General features: G+C 62.3%; 19 protein-coding genes. 8 read left to right on the top strand and 11 right to left on the bottom strand.

Annotated elements, in window-relative coordinates; translation table 11 throughout:
- Nucleotides 1-85 precede the first annotated feature (85 nt).
- Nucleotides 86-1,357, top strand: coding sequence for an MFS transporter (locus BH682_RS22200; RefSeq protein ID WP_075834130.1), 1,272 nt, complete (start codon nt 86-88; stop codon nt 1,355-1,357).
- Here BH682_RS22200 and BH682_RS22195 read toward each other — a convergent pair.
- The 6 genes from BH682_RS22195 to BH682_RS22170 form a co-directional block, all read right to left on the bottom strand.
- On the bottom strand, nt 1,346-2,386 hold the full coding sequence (locus BH682_RS22195) for a hypothetical protein (protein ID WP_020908745.1): 1,041 nt from the start codon (nt 2,384-2,386) through the stop codon (nt 1,346-1,348). The two genes, BH682_RS22200 and BH682_RS22195, sit on opposite strands and share 12 nt — an antisense overlap.
- Nucleotides 2,383-3,870: an acetyl-coenzyme A carboxylase carboxyl transferase subunits beta/alpha gene (locus tag BH682_RS22190; protein ID WP_075834128.1), complete on the bottom strand. Its 1,488-nt coding sequence runs from the start codon at nt 3,868-3,870 to the stop codon at nt 2,383-2,385. Before BH682_RS22190 ends, BH682_RS22195 begins: the two co-directional genes overlap by 4 nt.
- Nucleotides 3,871-3,964: 94 nt before the next feature.
- Nucleotides 3,965-5,158, bottom strand: coding sequence for an ABC transporter permease (locus BH682_RS22185; RefSeq protein WP_007733417.1), 1,194 nt, complete (start codon nt 5,156-5,158; stop codon nt 3,965-3,967).
- On the bottom strand, nt 5,155-6,051 hold the full coding sequence (locus tag BH682_RS22180; RefSeq protein ID WP_003939757.1) for an ABC transporter ATP-binding protein: 897 nt from the start codon (nt 6,049-6,051) through the stop codon (nt 5,155-5,157). Before BH682_RS22180 ends, BH682_RS22185 begins: the two co-directional genes overlap by 4 nt.
- Before the next feature lie 43 nt (nt 6,052-6,094).
- Complete coding sequence (locus BH682_RS22175) at nt 6,095-6,640, bottom strand: hypothetical protein (RefSeq protein WP_075834126.1); 546 nt, start codon at nt 6,638-6,640, stop codon at nt 6,095-6,097.
- Complete coding sequence (locus BH682_RS22170; RefSeq protein WP_042952669.1) at nt 6,633-6,983, bottom strand: helix-turn-helix transcriptional regulator; 351 nt, start codon at nt 6,981-6,983, stop codon at nt 6,633-6,635. Before BH682_RS22170 ends, BH682_RS22175 begins: the two co-directional genes overlap by 8 nt.
- Before the next feature lie 109 nt (nt 6,984-7,092).
- On the opposite strand from BH682_RS22170, the gene BH682_RS22165 reads away from it, so the two are divergent.
- From BH682_RS22165 to BH682_RS22155, 3 genes are all read left to right on the top strand, one after another.
- Entirely contained in the window at nt 7,093-7,509 is a 417-nt protein-coding gene (locus tag BH682_RS22165) for a hypothetical protein (RefSeq protein ID WP_003940252.1), read from the top strand.
- Between the two features lie 74 nt (nt 7,510-7,583).
- The gene (locus tag BH682_RS22160) at nt 7,584-7,997 is read left to right on the top strand and encodes a VOC family protein (RefSeq protein ID WP_021332241.1); all 414 of its coding nucleotides are present in this window, start codon (nt 7,584-7,586) and stop codon (nt 7,995-7,997) included.
- Nucleotides 7,998-8,573, top strand: coding sequence for a TetR/AcrR family transcriptional regulator (locus BH682_RS22155; RefSeq protein ID WP_075834124.1), 576 nt, complete (start codon nt 7,998-8,000; stop codon nt 8,571-8,573).
- 12 nt (nt 8,574-8,585) lie between these two features.
- Here BH682_RS22155 and BH682_RS22150 read toward each other — a convergent pair whose 3' ends face one another.
- The 3 genes from BH682_RS22150 to BH682_RS22140 all read right to left on the bottom strand — a co-directional run bounded on the left by BH682_RS22150 (nt 8,586) and on the right by BH682_RS22140 (nt 11,865).
- A complete protein-coding gene (locus tag BH682_RS22150; protein WP_075834122.1) occupies nt 8,586-9,425 on the bottom strand; it encodes an aldo/keto reductase in 840 nt (279 codons plus the stop codon).
- A 145-nt stretch (nt 9,426-9,570) separates the two neighbouring features.
- Nucleotides 9,571-11,202 (bottom strand): ABC-F family ATP-binding cassette domain-containing protein, encoded by a 1,632-nt coding sequence (locus BH682_RS22145; RefSeq protein WP_030535395.1) that lies wholly within the window; start codon nt 11,200-11,202, stop codon nt 9,571-9,573.
- Nucleotides 11,203-11,268: 66 nt separating this feature from the next.
- Nucleotides 11,269-11,865: a class I SAM-dependent methyltransferase gene (locus tag BH682_RS22140; RefSeq protein WP_003940390.1), complete on the bottom strand. Its 597-nt coding sequence runs from the start codon at nt 11,863-11,865 to the stop codon at nt 11,269-11,271.
- A 130-nt stretch (nt 11,866-11,995) separates the two neighbouring features.
- Between BH682_RS22140 and BH682_RS22135 the strand changes: the two genes are divergently transcribed.
- Nucleotides 11,996-12,844 (top strand): aldo/keto reductase, encoded by an 849-nt coding sequence (locus tag BH682_RS22135; protein WP_075834120.1) that lies wholly within the window; start codon nt 11,996-11,998, stop codon nt 12,842-12,844.
- A 64-nt stretch (nt 12,845-12,908) separates the two neighbouring features.
- Here the strand turns inward: BH682_RS22135 and BH682_RS22130 are convergent, their stop codons facing one another.
- A complete protein-coding gene (locus BH682_RS22130; RefSeq protein ID WP_075834118.1) occupies nt 12,909-14,060 on the bottom strand; it encodes an NADH:flavin oxidoreductase in 1,152 nt (383 codons plus the stop codon).
- 202 nt (nt 14,061-14,262) lie between these two features.
- On the opposite strand from BH682_RS22130, the gene ctaD reads away from it, so the two are divergent.
- From ctaD to BH682_RS22115, 3 genes are read left to right on the top strand one after another with little or no spacing between them, the layout of a single operon-like run.
- Complete coding sequence (gene ctaD / locus BH682_RS22125; RefSeq protein WP_046379038.1) at nt 14,263-16,017, top strand: aa3-type cytochrome oxidase subunit I; 1,755 nt, start codon at nt 14,263-14,265, stop codon at nt 16,015-16,017.
- Between the two features lie 45 nt (nt 16,018-16,062).
- On the top strand, nt 16,063-16,536 hold the full coding sequence (locus BH682_RS22120) for a MarR family winged helix-turn-helix transcriptional regulator (RefSeq protein WP_003939892.1): 474 nt from the start codon (nt 16,063-16,065) through the stop codon (nt 16,534-16,536).
- A gap of 34 nt (nt 16,537-16,570) precedes the next feature.
- Nucleotides 16,571-17,011, top strand: coding sequence for a DUF5313 family protein (locus BH682_RS22115; protein WP_223304421.1), 441 nt, complete (start codon nt 16,571-16,573; stop codon nt 17,009-17,011).
- A gap of 9 nt (nt 17,012-17,020) precedes the next feature.
- On the opposite strand, the gene BH682_RS22110 is transcribed toward BH682_RS22115, so the two are convergent.
- Complete coding sequence (locus BH682_RS22110; RefSeq protein ID WP_075834116.1) at nt 17,021-18,049, bottom strand: NAD(P)/FAD-dependent oxidoreductase; 1,029 nt, start codon at nt 18,047-18,049, stop codon at nt 17,021-17,023.
- Between the last annotated feature and the right edge of the window lie 4 nt (nt 18,050-18,053).

Below are 18,053 nucleotides of genomic sequence, written 5' to 3'. Positions count from 1 at the left end.
CGTCCCTTTGCGCCGGGCGGGCCTGTCCCGTCGGCCAGTGGCGCGCAGGGGTGGGATAGGGCAGGGACTGAAAGGGGGGATCGATGTGACAGGTGCAGCGCAACGCGCAGGCTTCTGGGGAGTCCTCGCTCTGCGTGACTTCCGACTTCTGTGGACCGGCGACGCAGTCAGCGGTATCGGAAACGGTGTCACGACCGTCGTACTGCCGCTGATCGCGCTTCGCGAACTGGACGCGAGTAGCTTCCGGATCGGTGTGCTGGCATCGGCAGTGTGGTTGCCGTGGTTGATCGTCGGACTACCAGCCGGTGCCTGGATCGACCGGCTGCCTCGGCGTCCGATCATGATGATCGCGAACGCTGCGTGCGCGCTGTTCTTCGCGAGCCTCGCGATCGCCGGCTTCCTGGAGGCGATGACATACGGCCACCTGCTCCTGGTCGCGCTGCTCACCGGTACAGCCACCGTCTTCTTCCAGGCGGCCTATCACTCGTATCTCCCCACGGTGCTCGCCGAAGCGGATCTTGTCGAAGGGAACTCGAAGATTCAGGGCGCCGAGGCCGCAACTCGGGTGATCGGCCCAAGCGTCGGTGGGCTGGTGGTTGCAACTGTCGGGCTCGCGGCCGGTCTGGTTGTCGACGCGTTCACGTTCGCCTTCTGCTTTGTATGCATTTGGCTGATTCGTGTGCAGGAGACCGTCCATCGCGGACAGAATCAGCGAGAACCGTTGCGACGCCAGATTGCGCTCGGACTGCGATTCGTCGCCGGTGATCCGTATCTGCGGTCGATCGTCGTCTACGGCACTCTGCTCAATTTCGGTCTCACCGGGTACTCCACGATCCAGATCGTGTTCCTGGAAAAGACGGTTGGCGTGGGGGAGTTCGGACTCGGGCTTCTCCTGGCGATTGCCGGGGTGGGCGGAATTGTCGGATCGATGATCGCGCGCCCGCTCGGCCGCAGATTCGGCACTGCCCGAAGCGTTCTCACCTGTCAGTTGGTGACGGGACCGTTCATCCTGTTAGCACCTCTGACGACGTACGGTGCCGGCCTGTTCTGGTTCTGCATCGGCGGCATGGTGATGGTTGCGGGCGTCGTGTCGTGCAACGTGGTGCTCGGCAGTTTCCGTCAAAGTTACTGTCCGCCGGACCGCCTCGGACGAGTGGTGGCAACGAGTATGTTCCTGCTGCACAGCAGCATTCCGCTCGGTGCTCTGACGGCAGGCTATCTCGGCGACGCAGTGGGACCGCGCGGGACGATGTGGATCATGGCCTGCCTGATCGCGCCGTGCGGATTGGTCTTGCTCTTCAGCCCCCTCCGCGGAATCCGCGATCTACCGAGTCGGCCTGCGATCTCACTGCGGTAGAGCCGCGGCGGCCTCTTCGCTTCGAATCGCGATGCGGAGAGTCGCGAGCATGAACAGTGACACCGCGAATCCGAAAAGCGCGCCGAACTGGTCCTGTGTGAACAGATAAACCTGCGTCACCAGAAGGCTCACGATGAGGGATGCACGCAGGAGCCTCAAGGCTCGCAGGTACGGACCTCGGAAGAGGAACCACACTCCCAGAACCACAAGAACTCCGGTTGCGACGGTGGAGATCTGGACCACCAGGTCGGAGACGTCGTCGGCCTCGACGACGTTCTCGGAAACCAACGCGTAGATCACCTGGACAATCGCCAGAAGAGCCTGCAGTACGAACAGGGTCAGTACCAGTCGGCGGACGACCCGGTGCCGGAGCAGTTCCTCGGCACGGTGGAAGAACGCGTTGCGGCCACGAGTGATCTTCGATTCGATACCGCCGGTCGGCGGAGTCTGTGAATGCAGGCCGGCTTTGATCGAATCGACGAGGTCGGTGAGGCTGCGGTCTTCGACGCCGTCGAGTACGCGGAGGGCGTGGTTGTACTGGATCTCGTCGAGCTGACCGAGAGCGAGGTCCGAGAGCGCTCGCGCCCCGATGGCGAGCCGATGACGATCATTCATTCCGCGCCGAATCACCACCTCGCGCGCGGCAAGATAGAAGAGAACGAAGACGACGTACATGATCGCGATGGCAGGCTGGTAGAAGTAATCGACGTCGGCGGTGACGAATTTTCCGACCTCGTCAATGAAGAGACCGAACCCGATTCCGCCGACGAGCGTGGCCAGGTCACGCGTGCGAGAGCCTTCGGTGATGGCGGTCGCCACGATGGCTACGGCCATCAGCAATCCGCCCCAGAGAACGTGTGCGATGTGGAGGGCGCCGCCCCCGATCTGGGGATAGCCCGTTGCCGCCAGATAAGCGCGGGTGATCAGCACGGTGGCGATGCCCGCGAACAGGAACAATTCGAAACGAGCGAGTGCCGCGCGGTCGTAACTGTGCGGCAGCGTCAGCGCATTCCGGTCCTTCGTCGTCATTGCGGAACTCCCAGGTTTCGATAGCGCGCGATACGGGAGGACTGGCGATCGGTGTCCGACTCTTCGGCAAGCACGAAGAGTTCGTGCGCTATCGCAGCCCCTACCCTCTTGGAGAATTCCACGGGTTCGTCGGCCGCGTCAGGCGTTTCGGGAATGATCGCGTCGATCACGCCGTCTCGAAGCAGATCCAACGAACGAATGCCCTGCGCTGCCGCCATCTCCGGTGCGTGACTGATGTCGCGATGGACGATCGCGCTTGCGCCTTCCGGCGGCAGGGGAGCGAGCCACCCGTTCTGTGCCGCGAGTACCCGATCGGCGGGCAGCAGCGCGAGCGCCCCGCCGCCTGTTCCCTGGCCGAGCAACACCGACACTGTCGGGGTCTTCAGCGTCACGAGGTCGGCGATGCAACGGGCGATCTCAGGGGCCAGTCCACGTTCTTCAGCTTCTTTGGACAGCGACGCGCCCAAAGTGTCGATCACGAGGACAAGCGGGAGTTGTAGTTCTTCGGCAAGTTTCATGCCCCGTCGCGCTTCCCTGAGCGCGGCCGGTCCCATCGTGGTGAGCGCGGATTGGCCACTGCGGTCTTGGCCGAGCAGGATGCACGGAAAGCCTCGGAAGCGGGCGAGCGAGAGCAAGATCGTCTTGTCGGTTTCACCCTGCCCGGTGCCGCTGAGCGGTACCTGTTCAGTTGCGGCATGGCGGAGCAACTGCCGGATGCCGGGTCGATCGGCCCGGCGCGAGAGCATCACCGACTGCCAGGCGGGAACATCGGGAATCTCGGGTGAGGGAATCGGGTCCGTGGCCGCCGGGGCCGGGGGATCGGTGAGCACGCACAACGCTCGGTTGACCAGCAGACGGAGGCGGTCGACGGGGACGACGCCGTCGATCACGCCGTTGCGATACAAGTTTTCGGACGTCTGGATACCGTCGGGAAACTTTTCGCCGTACAGCGATTCGTAGACACGGGGTCCGAGGAATCCCACCAGAGCACCGGGTTCCGCGACGGTGATGTGGCCGAGGGATCCCCACGAGGCAAAGACCCCGCCGGTGGTGGGATTGCGCAGGTAAACCAGGTAGGGCAGGTGTGCCGCTTTGTGAACAGCCACTGCCGCAGCGATCTTCACCATCTGAACGAAGGCGACGGTGCCCTCCTGCATCCGCGTTCCGCCGGAGGTGGGCGAGGCGAGCAGCGGGAGTTGTTCTGCCGTAGCACGTTCGACGGCGGTCACGATCCGCTCGGCCGCGGCGACTCCGATGGAACCGGCGAGAAAGCTGAATTCACAGGCAATTACCGCGACCCGACGGCCCCGAACCGTACCCACACCGGTGACGACGGACTCGTCAATTCCGCTCTTCTCGCGGGCCTTCGCCAGGTCTTCCGCGTATTTCGCGCCAGGTCCGACGTCGACGGGCGGGGAGTCCCAAGAGACGAAGCTCTCGGGATCGAGTACCGCAGTGAGTAGTTCTTCGGCCGAGATTCGCACAACGTCCTCCAAGTAAGCAGCACCCCGTCCAGGATGAACCTACCTGGACGGGGTGCTGCCGGGATCGTGTGGCGTCAGTTGTGTGCCGGATAAATCAGCGTCCGAACGCCTCTTTCCACGAAACGACCTTGCCGATGCGAAGGATGGAGCGCTGGTAGATCTTTGCCGCGATCATCGACAGCGCAGCGGTCACCACCAGCATCAGCAGAATCGTTCCCACGATCTGGAACGGAGAAGCAACACCGGCGGAAATGCGCAGGGGCATGAGGATTGCCGAGAACGGCGGAATCCAACTCAACACGTTGCTCAGGGTTCCTTCTGGATTGCTCACCGAAACGAAAGCCACGCTGACCATTGCCATGACGAGCAGCGCGAGAGGCATCGCGGTGGCGTTGACGTCCTCCTGTCGCGAGACCATGGACCCGGCGGCGGCGTACAGCACGGCGAAGAAGAGGAAGCCGAGAATGAACCACCCGAGAGTGCCGAACAGAACGCCGATTGCGGTGCCCGTCACGGTCAGGACGCCCGTCGCCAGTCCGGTGGCGACGCCCGCGACGGCATAGGCAGCCATCTGCATCAGGCCGACAGCACCGATTCCGAGAACCTTGCCCCACAACAACTGCAGTGGACGGAGAGTGGAGAGCAGCAACTCGACGACACGGCTGGACTTCTCCTCGACGACGCCCATCGCCACGTACGTTCCGAACAACAGGATCTGCATGTACAGGAGCACCACAGCAGCGATCGACATCGCTATACGTTGGCCCTGTTCGGGATCCGGGGGATCGATGGCATCGATGGTGACCACTGCGGTGGACGTGGCTTCGGCGAGCTGAGCCGGGTCGATCCCCGCAGCGGAAAGCGCATTCGATTGTGCCTGCTGTGCAACGGAACTCTCGATGACGGCCCGCAGATTCGTGGCTACTTCCTTCTTGGTCACGACAGTGACGCCGCCGCCCGATCCAGCGATCACGGCCACGTCGAGGTCGCCGTCCTTGACTTGATCACGCGCGGTGCCGTCGTCGGAAACCTCCGTTACCGTCACCGGATTTCCGAGGGTGTCGCCGATGGACACCATCGTGGCACTGAGTGATTGGTTGCCGACCAAGCCGATCTTCGACTTGTCCTCGTCGCCGCCGGAGAAGAGCGAGAAGGCGATGATGCCGCCGATGATCGCGACCAGAATGATGACGTTGCTGATCACAAAACTCTTCTTCGAGATCTGCGTCATGAATTCGCGTCGGGCGACCAACCCGATGGCTCGACCTCCGCTCAACTGGTTGCTCATGCGGCTACTACCTCTCGGAACAGATCGGTCAGTGACGGACGTCGTAGCGTGAACTCGTGCACCGGTCCGGTTTTCAATGCTGCGTGCAGGATCTGCTGATCGTCGGCCGTGCCGTCGACGCTCAGGAGCGTTCGGCCGTCGAGGTGGCTCAGTGTGGTGACACCGATCAGATGGTGTGCCCAACCGACCGGCGCGTCAGGGGCGAAGACTTCGATTCGGCCGTCGCCCTTGCCTCGTAGCTCGTCGACGGTTCCGATCTCTCGCATGCTGCCGCGGCTGATGATGCCCACGCGATCGCACAGGCGCTCCACCAGATCCAGCTGATGGCTGGAGAAGATTACGGGAACGCCGGTGCGAGCCTTCTCGACCAGCACGTCACTCATGACATCGACTGCTACGGGGTCGAGGCCCGAAAACGGTTCGTCCAGAACGAGTACCGATGGGTCGTGAACCAGCGCCGCCGCGAGCTGCACACGTTGCTGATTACCGAGGGACAGGGAATCGACGGTGTCCTTGACGCGTTCGGCGATGCCCAGACGTTCGGTCCACCGCTCAGTGGCCGCGTGCGCGTCGGCCTTCGAGAGTCCGTGTAGCTCGGCCAGATAGGAAAGTTGCGCTCCCACCTTCATCTTGGGGTAGAGGCCGCGTTCCTCCGGCATGTATCCGATAGTGCGACGCACGTCGAGGTCGACGGGTTTGCCGCCGAGGCGAACTTCTCCCGAATCTGCTCCGAGCACACCCAGCGCAATGCGCATCGTGGTCGTCTTGCCGGCGCCGTTGCTGCCGACGAATCCGAAGATCTCGCCTGGGCGCACTTCGAAACTCAGGTTGTCGAGTGCGACGACGTCGCCGTAGCGTTTCGAGATGCCGTCGATCGTGAGGGTGGCTGACATGGGTCCTTCCCATCGGTCGAGTGGTGCGCTTCGGTAATACGGGTCAGAGATCGAACTCTTCCGAATCAATCGGATCCGGGTCTGGATTGGTCCACGAGAGAATCATCGCGGGCGTGCACGCGCCGATCAGCATTGCAGTCAGTGCCAATAAACCTCCCGTGTAAGGCAGCCTCTCTATATTCCACTGCACCGACGAGGTGAAAATGAGGAAAATGGCGACAATGAAGACCAACGTTTGGGTCACGCTGAGCCCGACGGAGCGAGCGTCGTTGCGTTGCTGGATCTCCCATTCGTCCAACGCCTGCCGCGGAGCATCCCCTTGCCGGCCCGACACGATTTGAAGTGAGGACCACGTCGGCAGGAACAGCAGGGTGAGGACCGGCCATGCCACGGCGAAGAGCGGATTGAACAGGCATGCTGTGCTGACGGCAACCATCGTGGTGAACAGGACCGCCAGGGCGACGACGAGTACGCGCCGACGTCGACGGGTTCGCCAATTCGGGAGCCAATGTCGGAACGTCTCCTCGTTCTGCAGGAACCGCCGAGTGCGGTGGGCCTGGTAGCGGTCGATCAGATTTGATTCAGGCACTTGGCTTTTCACTCCCCTCGGTAGTGCGGTCAGATCGGTAGACCTCCGTCGACGGTGCATTCCGGTAGACCTCCGTCGACGGTGCATTCCGGTAGACCTCCGTCGACAGCGGCCCGAACTCTGTCCGGGAGAACACCGCCTCCACCGGGAGGTCGAACACCCAGCAGATTCGGAATGCAAGATCCAGGCTGGGGTAGTGGTCACCGCGTTCGAGTGCCCCCACCGTCTGCGGATTCACGTCGACGAGTTGCGCAAGCTGTGCCCGGCTCATCTTCCGCTCGGCGCGAAGCACTCCGATGCGATTGAAGATGGGGAGCGCGTCTCCCCGCCGGACTGGGCTCATGCATCAAAGTGTTGTAAAAACCCAACAATTTGTCAACACGAACCGCGATTGTTCCGCTTCTGGGGCGTGGCGGCGGATAAGGTTCGGGCAACGGAAGGGGCTTGGCATAGTGGTCGAACAGTTGGTGCTCGAAGAGTCCGGCCTGGTCGTGCAGGTGCGCGAGGATGGTAGCTACTGCGTGGGACCGCAAGGGCGCGAAGCGGTCTGGCGCGATCCGATGGAGAAGGGTGCAGTCATCGGTATCGGGCAGCACACTCCGGGGGATGTGGAAGGCGAATCGTGGTGGGTCGTGTACGGCCAGTCGGACATCGGGGCGGACGTCACCGTTCGACTCGAGGACGGGTCGCACGTGCCGGTTTCGCGCCTCGGTGAGATCTTCGCCAGTGAATGGGTGAGTACCCCGCAGCAGGCGTTGCTGTACCGGTCCGATCGCCCGGTGGAGTCGCAGCCCACTAAACTGTCTGTGCTGTTCGCCAGGCCGAAGTTCATGCCCAAGGCGGCGTTTCCGGAGAATGATCGCTTGTAGTTGAAGCGAGCTGCCGTCGGGAGGCTGGCAGCCATTTTCTCGAAACATTACGGTACGTACTGTACTGTTTTGGAATGACAACTTGGCCGAACGACCTCGCAGTAGTGCAAGTGCGCGTAGCGCGACCCACCGACAGGCTCGACGACGTGATTGCGTTCTATCGCGACTGTCTGGGATTGCCAGAGCTCTACCGGTTCTCCGGTCATGCCGGGTACGACGGAATCATGCTGGGTCTGCCGGATTCGAACTATCACCTCGAATTCACGACCCACGAAGACGGAAGCCCGTGCCCGGCGCCGACGCAGGACAACCTGTTGGTGCTCTACTTCGCCGGCGAGTCGGCGATGTACGAGGTAGTTCAGAGGTTGGGGGAAGCAGGGCACGAACCCGTTGGCGCCGAGAATCCGTACTGGGAGGAGAATGCGGGGATGACTTTCGAAGATCCCGACGGCTGGCGTCTGGTGCTCATGCCGCGGCCGGTGCTGTAGATGGTGCGCGCCCGCGACGAGCGGATCGACGACGCCGTTCTGGCGGCAACCCTGGAGTTGTTGGGGGAGAACGGATATGCGGAGCTGTCGATCGGTTCGGTGGCGACGAGAGCGGGCGTGCATCGACCCGCCATCTACCGGAGATGGCCGTCGAAGCGGCATCTGGTGGTGGACGTCGTCGTGGCGCACATCGGCACTGATCCAACGCCGGACACCGGCGATCTCAGGGCAGACCTGGTCGCCGGCATCACGACATTGGTTGTGGGGCTGAGCGAAACGGTAGTCGGTCGGATCCTGCCCGCGTTGGTCGCGGATCTGGCGGCGGACGCGGAATTGGCGCGGGATTTCCAGTCGGCATTCTTTCAGCCTCGACGCGATTCCACTGCGGCGGTGCTGGAATCGGCGCGCCTACGCGGCGACATACGGAGCGACTTCGACATGGACTTCGTCCTGGACGCGCTGGCGTCGCCGATCTATTACCGAGCGTTGTTCCGTCACTTACCGCTGGACGCGCTCCTGGCCGAGCAGTCCGTCGATTCTGTGCTGCTGACGTTGACTCCCCACGAAAATTCTTGAAGCCGTTTCGATTCAGTTCAATTCGACTGGATCAGGCCCGACACGGCTGTCGGTGTTCAGCGCTGCGATGGCCGCTGACTCGTCGGCATCGAGTGCGAAGTCGAAGATTGCGGCGTTGTCGCGCATGCGGGCAGGCGTGACCGACTTCGACAGAACGGTGTGACCCTGTTCGAGATGCCAGCGCAGAATGATCTGTGCCGGGCTCTTGCCGTGTGCTGCAGCAATTTTCCCGATGGCCGGGTCGTCGAGGATGGTTCCCTGTCCCAATGGGCTCCAAGCCTCGATTTCGATGCCGCGACTTCGCGCGTACTCCCGTGACGCGTGCTGTTGCAGTCTGGGGTGCAATTCGATCTGGTTGACGGCCGGGGTGATCGAGCTGTGCTTGGCCAGCAGTTCGAGGTGCTCGGGCAGGAAGTTGGACACGCCGATCGCACGGGCACGGCCGGAGGCGAGGATCTCCTCGAAAGCGGCCCACGTTTCCACGAACAGGCCCTTTGCCGGCGCGGGCCAGTGGATCAGATACAGGTCGACGTAGTCGAGTCCGAGCTTGTCGAGGCTCGTGTCGAAAGCGGCGAGTGTTCGGTCGTGGCCCTGATCGTCATTCCACAGCTTGGTGGTGACGAACAGCTCTGACCTAGGGATATCCGAACCTGCGATGGCGCGGCCGACCCCGGCTTCATTTCCGTAGATCGCGGCCGTGTCGATGTGGCGGTAGCCGATCTCGAGAGCTGCGGCAGTGACCTCTTCGGTCTGTGCGTCCGGTACCTGGAAAACGCCGTACCCGAGTTGCGGGATGGTGATCGGCTCGCCGGTGGTTCCGTGAGTCAGTGTGCGGTCGGGGATCGACAACATTGAAGAGTGCCTTTCGGGACTGGGATGTGGCAGCTCGACGGGGGATCATGTCATCCGCGGGCCACCTATGCCGCGCATGCAACTATTGCGTGCGCCAGATAAATAGTTGCACACGCGGGTTGTCTGCGCAAGCAGAGTCGATCGGCTACTCCTCGAAGAGCTGTCCGTTCTCCATTCTCCACCGGCGCGTGCTTCGGGTGGACTGCAGCATGCGTCGATCGTGAGTGACCAGAAGGAGGGTTCCCTCGAACGACTCCATTGCCTGCTCGAGCTGTTCGATCGCCGGAAGGTCGAGATGGTTCGTCGGCTCGTCCAGTACCAGTAGGTTCACGCCGCGAGCCTGGAGCAAAGCAAGTGCAGCCCTTGTTCTCTCGCCGGGGGACAGGGAAGCGGCAGATCTGAGTACGTGGTGTCCGCGCAGGCCGAACTTGGCGAGGAGAGTGCGGACATCGGCATCGGGCCAGTCCGGAACCTGCGCACCGAAGGCCTCCACGACTGGTTGATCACCTTCGAACAATCCACGCGCCTGATCGATCTCACCGATCGCGACACCGGAACCCAGCGACGCGATGCCCTCGTCCGGGACGAGTTTGCCGAGCAGGACGTTGAGGAGGGTGGTCTTGCCTGCCCCGTTCGCGCCCGTGACGAGAATTCGATCGCCCCAGTCGATCTGCGTCGTGACCGGACCGAACGTGAACTGACCGCGAGTTACCTTGGCGCCGTTCGTGGTTGCGACAACGGAACCGGACCGCGGCGCCGCCGCGATCTCCATACGAAGTTCCCACTCCTTGCGCGGTTCCTCGACGACTTCGAGTCGCTCGATGCGGCGTTGAGTCTGGCGGGCCTTCGCGGCTTGCTTCTCCGTCGACTCGGTCCGCAATCCGCGTCCGATCTTGTCGTTGTCCTTGGCTTTACGACGCGCGTTGCGGACGCCGTGTTCCATCCAGTTGCGCTGCATCTGTGCGCGATCTTCGAGATCGGAGCGGGTGCCTGCGTATTCCTCGAACGCCTCGCGTGCGTGCTGGCGGGCGATCTCGCGTTCGGCGAGGTACGACTCGTAGCCGCCGTCGTACACGGCGATGTCCTGTTGTGCCAGATCGAGTTCCACGATTCCGGTGACGGTGCGCGAGAGGAACTCGCGATCATGGCTCACGACAACCAGTGCTGCGCGCGTCTCGGCGACAAATCGCTCCAACTGCTCGAGACCGCGTAGGTCGAGATCGTTGGTGGGCTCGTCCAACAAGAGAATGTCGTAGCGCGAAAGCAACAGTGACGCGAGGCCGGCGCGCGCGGCCTGACCGCCGGACAATGCCGTCATATGTGCATCGAGTGGAACTCCGAGACCGAGTTCTTCGACCACCTTCTCGGCGCGCTCGAGCAGGTCGGCGCCGCCGAGAGCGAGCCAGCGTTCCAGTGCCGGGGAGTACAGATCCTCTTCGGCTTCGGCCAGGGTTTCGGCTGCGGCGTTCATGACTTCCTCGGCGTGGGCGACGCCGGTGCGGCGGCCGAGGAACTCGAGGACGGTCTCACCCTCGATGCGATCGGGTTCCTGCGCGAGGTAACCGACCGCAGCATCCGGTGGGCTGAGGATGATCGAACCCTCGACGTCGGCGGTTCCGATTCCGGCCAGTGCGGTGAGAAGCGTCGACTTGCCGGCGCCGTTCGCGCCGACGAGGCCGATGACGTCGCCGGGGGCAACGGTGAGATCGAGGTCGGAGAACAGGGTGCGTTCTCCCCGGGAAGCAGAGAGGCCGCTGATGCGCAGTGTTGCAGTCACCTGAGAAGTATCCCCGGTGCTGTGCGCCTTTATTAACCGCGGGCGGTTAATAAAGGCGCACAGCAGTCAGCCACGGACCAGGTGATACCAGCACGGATGTGCCGCACGGACCGGAAGTGGCGATTCACTCACGTCCGCGGCCATGCTCGAGGCCATCGACCAACCGTCGAATGCTCGCATGACGTCCTCCTCCGAGACGCCGTGTGGCATCGGCCAACGGTGCCCCGGTCCGAATGCGAACATCACCATGGACGCCCCGGGTGCGGTGATCGCGTTTACGGATCTCCCGTAGTCCCGTCGTTGATGATCGGTGAGCCCGTGAAAACAGCCGATGTCGAGCACCAGCATGTGCCCGCCGTCGACAGCAATGTGCAGGTCTGCCGCGTCCTCGTGGAGGAACCGGACGTCGACGTGGGCTTCGCGTGCATGTATGCGCGCTTTGTCCAGCGGTTCCTGTTCGGCGTCGACGCCGGTGACGTGCCAACCGCGTTGCGCCAGCTCGATGGAATGGCGTCCGGTGCCGCAACCGATATCGAGTGCACGGCCACCTTCCGGGAGGGGAATCGCATCCAGAAGGCCGGACAGTTGAGCGTCGAAGCCGTGACCGGTGTGCTCCCATGGAGTGACGCCGACCTTGTAGGCGAGACGATATCCGAGATTCATCGCTCTCTCTTTTCTCGAGGCGATTCGATTACTTGTATTCCAAGGTAGACCGGCATTTCGGGTGCGACAAGGGTGCGAAGAGGAGGTTCGGTGGGGAATGCCTCCTGGCACCCGTGCGTTGGATCCACATATGACCGAGACCAACGATGTGACCTCTGTACCGACCATTGTTCTGAACGACGGTAAGACGATCCCCGCACTCGGATTCGGTGTGTTCCAGGTTCCGGACGACGAGACGCAGGAAGCCGTCTCCACCGCCCTGAAGACCGGTTACCGCAGTATCGACACCGCCAAGATCTACGGCAACGAGGTGGGCGTCGGCCGCGCGATCGCCGAATCCGGCATCGCCCGCGAAGACCTCTACATCACGACAAAACTGTGGAACGACGACCAAGGCTACGACTCGACGCTTGCGGCATTCGACGCGAGCCTCGACAAGTTGGGTCTCGAGTACCTCGACCTGTACCTGATCCACTGGCCGGTTCCGTCCAATGACCTGTACGTCGAGACGTTCAAGGCATTCCAGAAGCTCAAGGCCGACGGACGGGTTCGATCCATCGGCGTCTCCAATTTCACCATCGAGAACCTCGAGCGTGTCATCGGCGAAACCGGTGAGGTGCCGGTTCTCAATCAGATCGAGCTCCATCCCAAATTCAACCAGGCAGAATTGCGCGCCTTCCACACCGGCAAGGGAATCGCGACGGAAGCGTGGAGCCCGCTCGGACAGGGAACCGTTCTCGGCGACCCCGTGATCACCGCTATCGCCGACGCTCATGGCGTCACCGCGGCTCAGGTGATCATTCGCTGGCACCTGCAGATCGGAAACGTGGTGATTCCGAAGTCGGTGACCCCCGAACGTATCGCCGCCAACTTCGATGTCTTCGGATTCGAACTGACACCGGAACAGATCAACGCGATCGGTGCTCTCGACGACCCGGCCGGCCGCATCGGCCCCGACCCGGTCACGCTCGGCAGCTAGTACTTCCGGCAGACCCACAAACGGCACTCCCACAATTGCGGGAGTGCCGTTTTGTCGTGCGAGGTCAGTTCAGGTGTGTGCGATGTTCTGCGGTGAATGCGATGTGCTCGTCCGCGCGTCCGGTGCGGAGCTTCTCGACCCACTCGGGATCGGCGAGCAGCGCGCGCCCGATGGCAACCATGTCGAATTCACCCCTCTCGTACTGAGCTTCGAGACGCTCCAGTCCGGTGACAGCAGATGCAGCTTCGCCGGTGAATGCCGTCGTGAACACGGAATCGAGTCCGACCGAACCGACGGTGATGGTCGGCAACCCGGTCAGCTTCTTCGTCCAACCGGCGAGGCCGAGTGTGCCGTCTTCACCGTCGAGTTCAGCGAATGCCGGTTCCCAATGACGCCTCGTGGACGGATGCAGAACGTCGACGCCGGCGTCGACCAGGGGAGTGAGGATGCGGCCGAGTTCTGCCGGGCTCTGGGCGATACGAGCGTCGTAATGGCCGGACTTCCACTGCGAGAATCGGTAGACGATCGCGAACTCGGCCCCGACGGCCTCTCGGATTGCGGCGACGACCTCGGCCGGGAAACGGGTGCGGGCCTCGAGTGATCCGCCGTATCCGTCGGTTCGGACATTGGTTCCCGCCCAGAGAAATTCGTCGAGCAGGTAGCCATGTGCTCCGTGCAACTCGAGACCGTCGAAGCCGGTGTTCTTCGCGTTGAGTGCGGCGTCGACCCACGACTGCTTCAAGTCGTCGAGGTCAGAGGTGGTGAATTCTCGTCCCAGGCGGGTGCCGTCCAGTGCCAGGCCGGAGGGGCTGACGGTTTCGACCTCGGGGTTCAGGCGCGAGTTCTCGCCGCGTTCGACTCCGAGGTGCCACAGCTGAGGAATGATCGATCCGCCTTCGGCGTGGACGGCGTCGACAACCGACTTCCAGCCACCCAGGCTCGAATCGCCGTAGATGCGCGGTACGCGGGTGTGCGGGCCGGCTGCCGGGTCCGGGATGTACGTGCCTTCGGTGATGATCAAGCCGACACCACCTGCTGCGCGACGACGGTAGTACTCGGCTACGTCGGCGCCGGGGATTCCGTCCGGCGAGAAGGCGCGCGTCATCGGGGCCATGGCGAAACGGTTACGCAACGAGAGTGATTTGACCTCGAAAGGCTCGAAGAGGCCGCGCAACGCGGAGGCCTCGGGTGCTGTCGATGTGTCGGGAAGAGTCACGGGTTTGTTCAACGCGGCGGACCCTCGACCTATTCCGCCGCCTGACTTTATCTCACCGAAATCTGCAAAAGGTTGCGTACGTTCGGTTTTCGATAGATGCTCACGTCGGCCACACTTAGTTTGTGCATTAACTATTAACATGCGATATGGTCGTGCGGAAAGTTCTTGAGGCGGTATCGAGCACGAAAGAGGACGCGCGAGCATGACGACAACGGTGCCGGACGAGCGGACCGGAGAGTTGGAGCCGATTCCGGAGCGGCCGTACCCGAAGCGCCGTGATCCCAAGGGGTCGTGGATGTTCGACATGATCAAGACCACCGATCACAAGAAGATCGGGATCATGTACATGATCACGGCTTTCGTGTTCTTCCTGATCGGCGGCCTGATGGCCCTGTTCATGCGTGCGGAACTGGCTGTCCCCGGGATGCAGTTCCTCTCGAACGAGCAGTTCAACCAGTTGTTCACCATGCACGGCACGATCATGTTGCTGCTGTATGCGACGCCCGTCGTTTTCGGCTTCGCGAACTACATACTTCCGCTGCAGATCGGTGCCCCGGACGTGGCGTTCCCGCGTCTGAACGCATTCGGGTTCTGGCTCTTCACTTTTGGTGGTCTCATCGTTCTCGGCGGATTCCTCACGCCGGGCGGCGCTGCCGACTTCGGTTGGACCGCGTACACCCCGTTGTCGGGCGCGGTGCACAGTCCCGGCGTCGGCGCCGACCTGTGGGTCTTCGGTCTGACGGTCGGTGGCCTCGGCACCATCCTCGGTGCGGTCAACATGATCACCACCGTGATCTGCCTGCGCGCACCAGGTATGACCATGTTTCGGATGTCCATCTTCACGTGGAACATCTTCATCACCAGCATTCTGATCTTGATGGCGTTCCCGCTCTTGACCGCTGCGTTCATGGGTCTGTTCGTCGACCGTCATCTCGGTGGGCACATCTTCGACCCGGCGTCGGGTGGAGTTCTGTTGTGGCAGCACCTGTTCTGGTTCTTCGGTCACCCCGAGGTGTACATCATCGCGCTGCCGTTCTTCGGCATCGTCTCGGAGATCTTCCCGGTCTTCAGCCGTAAGCCGATCTTCGGGTACACCGGATTGGTCTATGCGACACTGGCGATTTCAGCTCTGTCGATCGCGGTGTGGGCTCACCACATGTACGCGACGGGTGCTGTTCTCCTGCCGTACTTCTCGTTCATGACGTTCCTGATCGCCGTGCCGACAGGTGTGAAGATCTTCAACTGGATCGGCACGATGTGGAAGGGGCAGTTGACCTTCGAGTCGCCGATGCTGTTCTCGGTCGGCTTCTTGATCACCTTCCTGTTCGGTGGTCTGTCGGGTGTCATCCTCGCGAGCCCGCCGATCGACTTCCATGTCACCGACACGTATTTTGTCGTCGCCCACTTCCATTACGTGGTCTTCGGTACGGTCGTGTTCGCCACGTACGCCGGTATCTACTTCTGGTTCCCGAAGATGACCGGTCGCATGATGGACGAGCGTCTCGGCAAGTGGCACTTCTGGACCACGTTCGTCGGTTTCCACGGCACGTTCCTCGTTCAGCACTGGCTCGGCGGCGAGGGGATGCCGCGTCGCTATGCCGACTACCTGCCCTCGGACGGGTTCACGGTGCTGAACTCGGTGTCCACGATCTTTGCCTTCGTGCTCGGTGCCTCGACGCTTCCGTTCATCTGGAACGTTTTCAAGAGCTACCGCTACGGCGAAGTTGTCACCGTCGACGATCCGTGGGGTTACGGAAACTCGCTGGAGTGGGCAACCACCTGCCCGCCGCCGCGTCACAACTTCACCGAGTTACCGCGCATCCGCAGTGAGCGTCCGGCGTTCGAGCTGCACTACCCGCACATGGTGGAGCGAATGAGGGCGGAAGCGCACGTGGGTCTCACCGGGCAACCCACGTCGACGTTGGAGAAGAGTGACGATCGTCGCCAGATTGATTAGTGCAATAATAGTTGCTGCACTAATTAATCTGATAACATCGGATTCATGACGACGAAGGCTCCGCAGACGCAGATGGATGATCCGCTGGCTCTCGACCGGCAGGTGTGCTTTGCACTTGCGGTCGCGAACCGGGCGGTGCTGTCCGTCTACCGGCCACTGCTCGAGCCGATGGGCCTCACGCATCCCCAGTACCTGGTGATGCTGGCACTGTGGGGAAAGTCGCCGATGGCGGTCAAGGAAATCGGGCAGGCACTGCAACTCGATTCGCCGACGCTGTCGCCGCTCCTCAAGCGACTCGAGGCGTCCGGACTGATCACGCGAACCCGTAGCCGCGCCGACGAACGGCAACTGGACGTGGACCTCACCGAAGCCGGTGTGGCACTGCGCGCGGAGGCGGAGAAGATCCCGCCGGCGGTTGTCGCGAAGCTCGGCGTCAGCCTCGCCGAACTCGAAGAACTCCACAATGTTCTGACGCGGGTCAACGAGGCCGCGCTCCGCGCCGGAGCCTTGGACCAATGAGAGAAATGTGATGACTGCATCCGAAAGAAACGTGATGACTGCGTCAGTACCGTCGATGCGTACCGAACAGGTGACTTCCGTGACTTCCAAAAAGCAACGTACGAGCCCGAATCCTCTTCAGTGGTTGGGTTATTCAGTGGGGCGCAAACTGCCCGATTCGATGCAGGACTGGGTACGAAACGACCTGATCGGTGACTGGGCCGTGCCGCGTCACCTGATCCGAAGCATGGTGCCGTTCATTCCAGTGTTCGCGGCCTTCATGCTCTTCCCCGGACCGTGGGCCCTGCGGGCATCGATGGTGCTGCTCGGAGTGCTTCTGGCACTGTTCTATTCGGTCTCCTACATGGCTCAGAACAGGTCGCGCCGCCTCGAGCGTCACGGTTTGCCTTCCGACCTCGAGAACCCGAAGAAGATCTCGCGCCACGACGCCGAGAAGGCCGCCTACGAGAAGTTGCACGGCGGCCCCGCGACGTAGACACCTCGGTCACATGCCGTGGAGGGCGCTGCCGCCGTTCAACTCGCAGACGCGTTGCTCCACGGTCGCCGAGAAGCCCCCTTCCGGCTCGGTCGAACGAAGAGCCGATTCGACATCTTGCTCGACCAGATATCCGTTGATCGCGATTGCCGCGGTCGAACCTGCCGCCGCAGCATTGATTACCTGGGCGCGAGGGTCGACGACGTTGCCGGCGCCCCAGATACCAGGAACACTGGTGGCGCCGGAACGATCGACAGCCACGAATCCCGTGGGGCTGGTTTTGCAGCCGAGTCGCGTCAGATGTGCGTCGTTCGGAACGAAACGCGGCGCAACGAACAGTGCTGAGCGCGCAACAAGTTGGCCGTTGTCGAGTTCGACGGCTTTCAGTTTGCTTTTCTCGCAGACCAATCCAGATACCGATCCGTCGGCAACCGTCACTCCTCGGGCAGCCAGTCGCGCGCGTTCGTCGGGGGTGAGCGAGATCTTGTCGGGGAAGAACGTCACATCCGACGACCACTGTCGGAGTAGAAACGCCTGGTGAAGTGACATCTCGCGAGCGTCTGCGCCGAGAATGCCGATCGGTTGGTCGCTGATCTCGTACGCATGGCAGTACGGGCAATGGAGCACGCTTTGTCCCCAAAGCTCCTGGATGCCTGGTATTTCCGGGAGTGAATCCCGTAGACCGGTGGCAACCAGCACAGTACGAGTTTCGAGCGTCGTGCCTCCTGAAAGTTCGACGACAAAGCCGGGTTCGATACCGCGCCAGGAGATGTCGACTACGTCATCTTGTGTCAATTCCACTCCGTACGTCTGCAATTCGCTGCGTCCGACGGCGAGCAACTCACGTGGCGCCATGCCGTCGCGCGAGAGGAAGCCGTGCATGTGTGCTGCCGGTGCGTTGCGCGGTTTGCCGGAATCGATGACGGCGACCGAGCGCCGAGCACGACCCAACACCAGGGCTGCGCTGAGTCCGGCGGCGCCACCGCCGACGATCACGGCGTCGAGGATCTCAGTTTCAGTGTGTGTTCGCATGAGCACAGAT

The sequence above is a fragment of the Rhodococcus sp. YL-1 genome (assembly GCF_001942025.1).
GTDB classification, from domain to species: domain Bacteria; phylum Actinomycetota; class Actinomycetes; order Mycobacteriales; family Mycobacteriaceae; genus Rhodococcus_F; species Rhodococcus_F qingshengii.
This window is presented reverse-complemented; position numbering and strand designations above follow the sequence as displayed.

Bases quoted from the DNA above. Each gene is read 5' to 3' on its own strand.
- ctaD (WP_046379038.1), top strand. From the start codon at position 14,263: ATGACGACAACGGTGCCGGACGAGCGGACCGGAGAGTTGGAGCCGATT.
- BH682_RS22120 (WP_003939892.1), top strand. From the start codon at position 16,063: ATGACGACGAAGGCTCCGCAGACGCAGATGGATGATCCGCTGGCTCTC.
- BH682_RS22195 (WP_020908745.1), bottom strand. From the start codon at position 2,386: ATGACGACGAAGGACCGGAATGCGCTGACGCTGCCGCACAGTTACGAC.
- BH682_RS22160 (WP_021332241.1), top strand. From the start codon at position 7,584: ATGACAACTTGGCCGAACGACCTCGCAGTAGTGCAAGTGCGCGTAGCG.
- BH682_RS22185 (WP_007733417.1), bottom strand. From the start codon at position 5,158: ATGAGCAACCAGTTGAGCGGAGGTCGAGCCATCGGGTTGGTCGCCCGA.
- BH682_RS22170 (WP_042952669.1), bottom strand. From the start codon at position 6,983: ATGAGCCCAGTCCGGCGGGGAGACGCGCTCCCCATCTTCAATCGCATC.
- BH682_RS22150 (WP_075834122.1), bottom strand. From the start codon at position 9,425: ATGTTGTCGATCCCCGACCGCACACTGACTCACGGAACCACCGGCGAG.
- BH682_RS22140 (WP_003940390.1), bottom strand. From the start codon at position 11,865: ATGAATCTCGGATATCGTCTCGCCTACAAGGTCGGCGTCACTCCATGG.
- BH682_RS22115 (WP_223304421.1), top strand. From the start codon at position 16,571: ATGACTGCGTCAGTACCGTCGATGCGTACCGAACAGGTGACTTCCGTG.
- BH682_RS22180 (WP_003939757.1), bottom strand. From the start codon at position 6,051: ATGTCAGCCACCCTCACGATCGACGGCATCTCGAAACGCTACGGCGAC.
- BH682_RS22155 (WP_075834124.1), top strand. From the start codon at position 7,998: ATGGTGCGCGCCCGCGACGAGCGGATCGACGACGCCGTTCTGGCGGCA.
- BH682_RS22135 (WP_075834120.1), top strand. From the start codon at position 11,996: ATGACCGAGACCAACGATGTGACCTCTGTACCGACCATTGTTCTGAAC.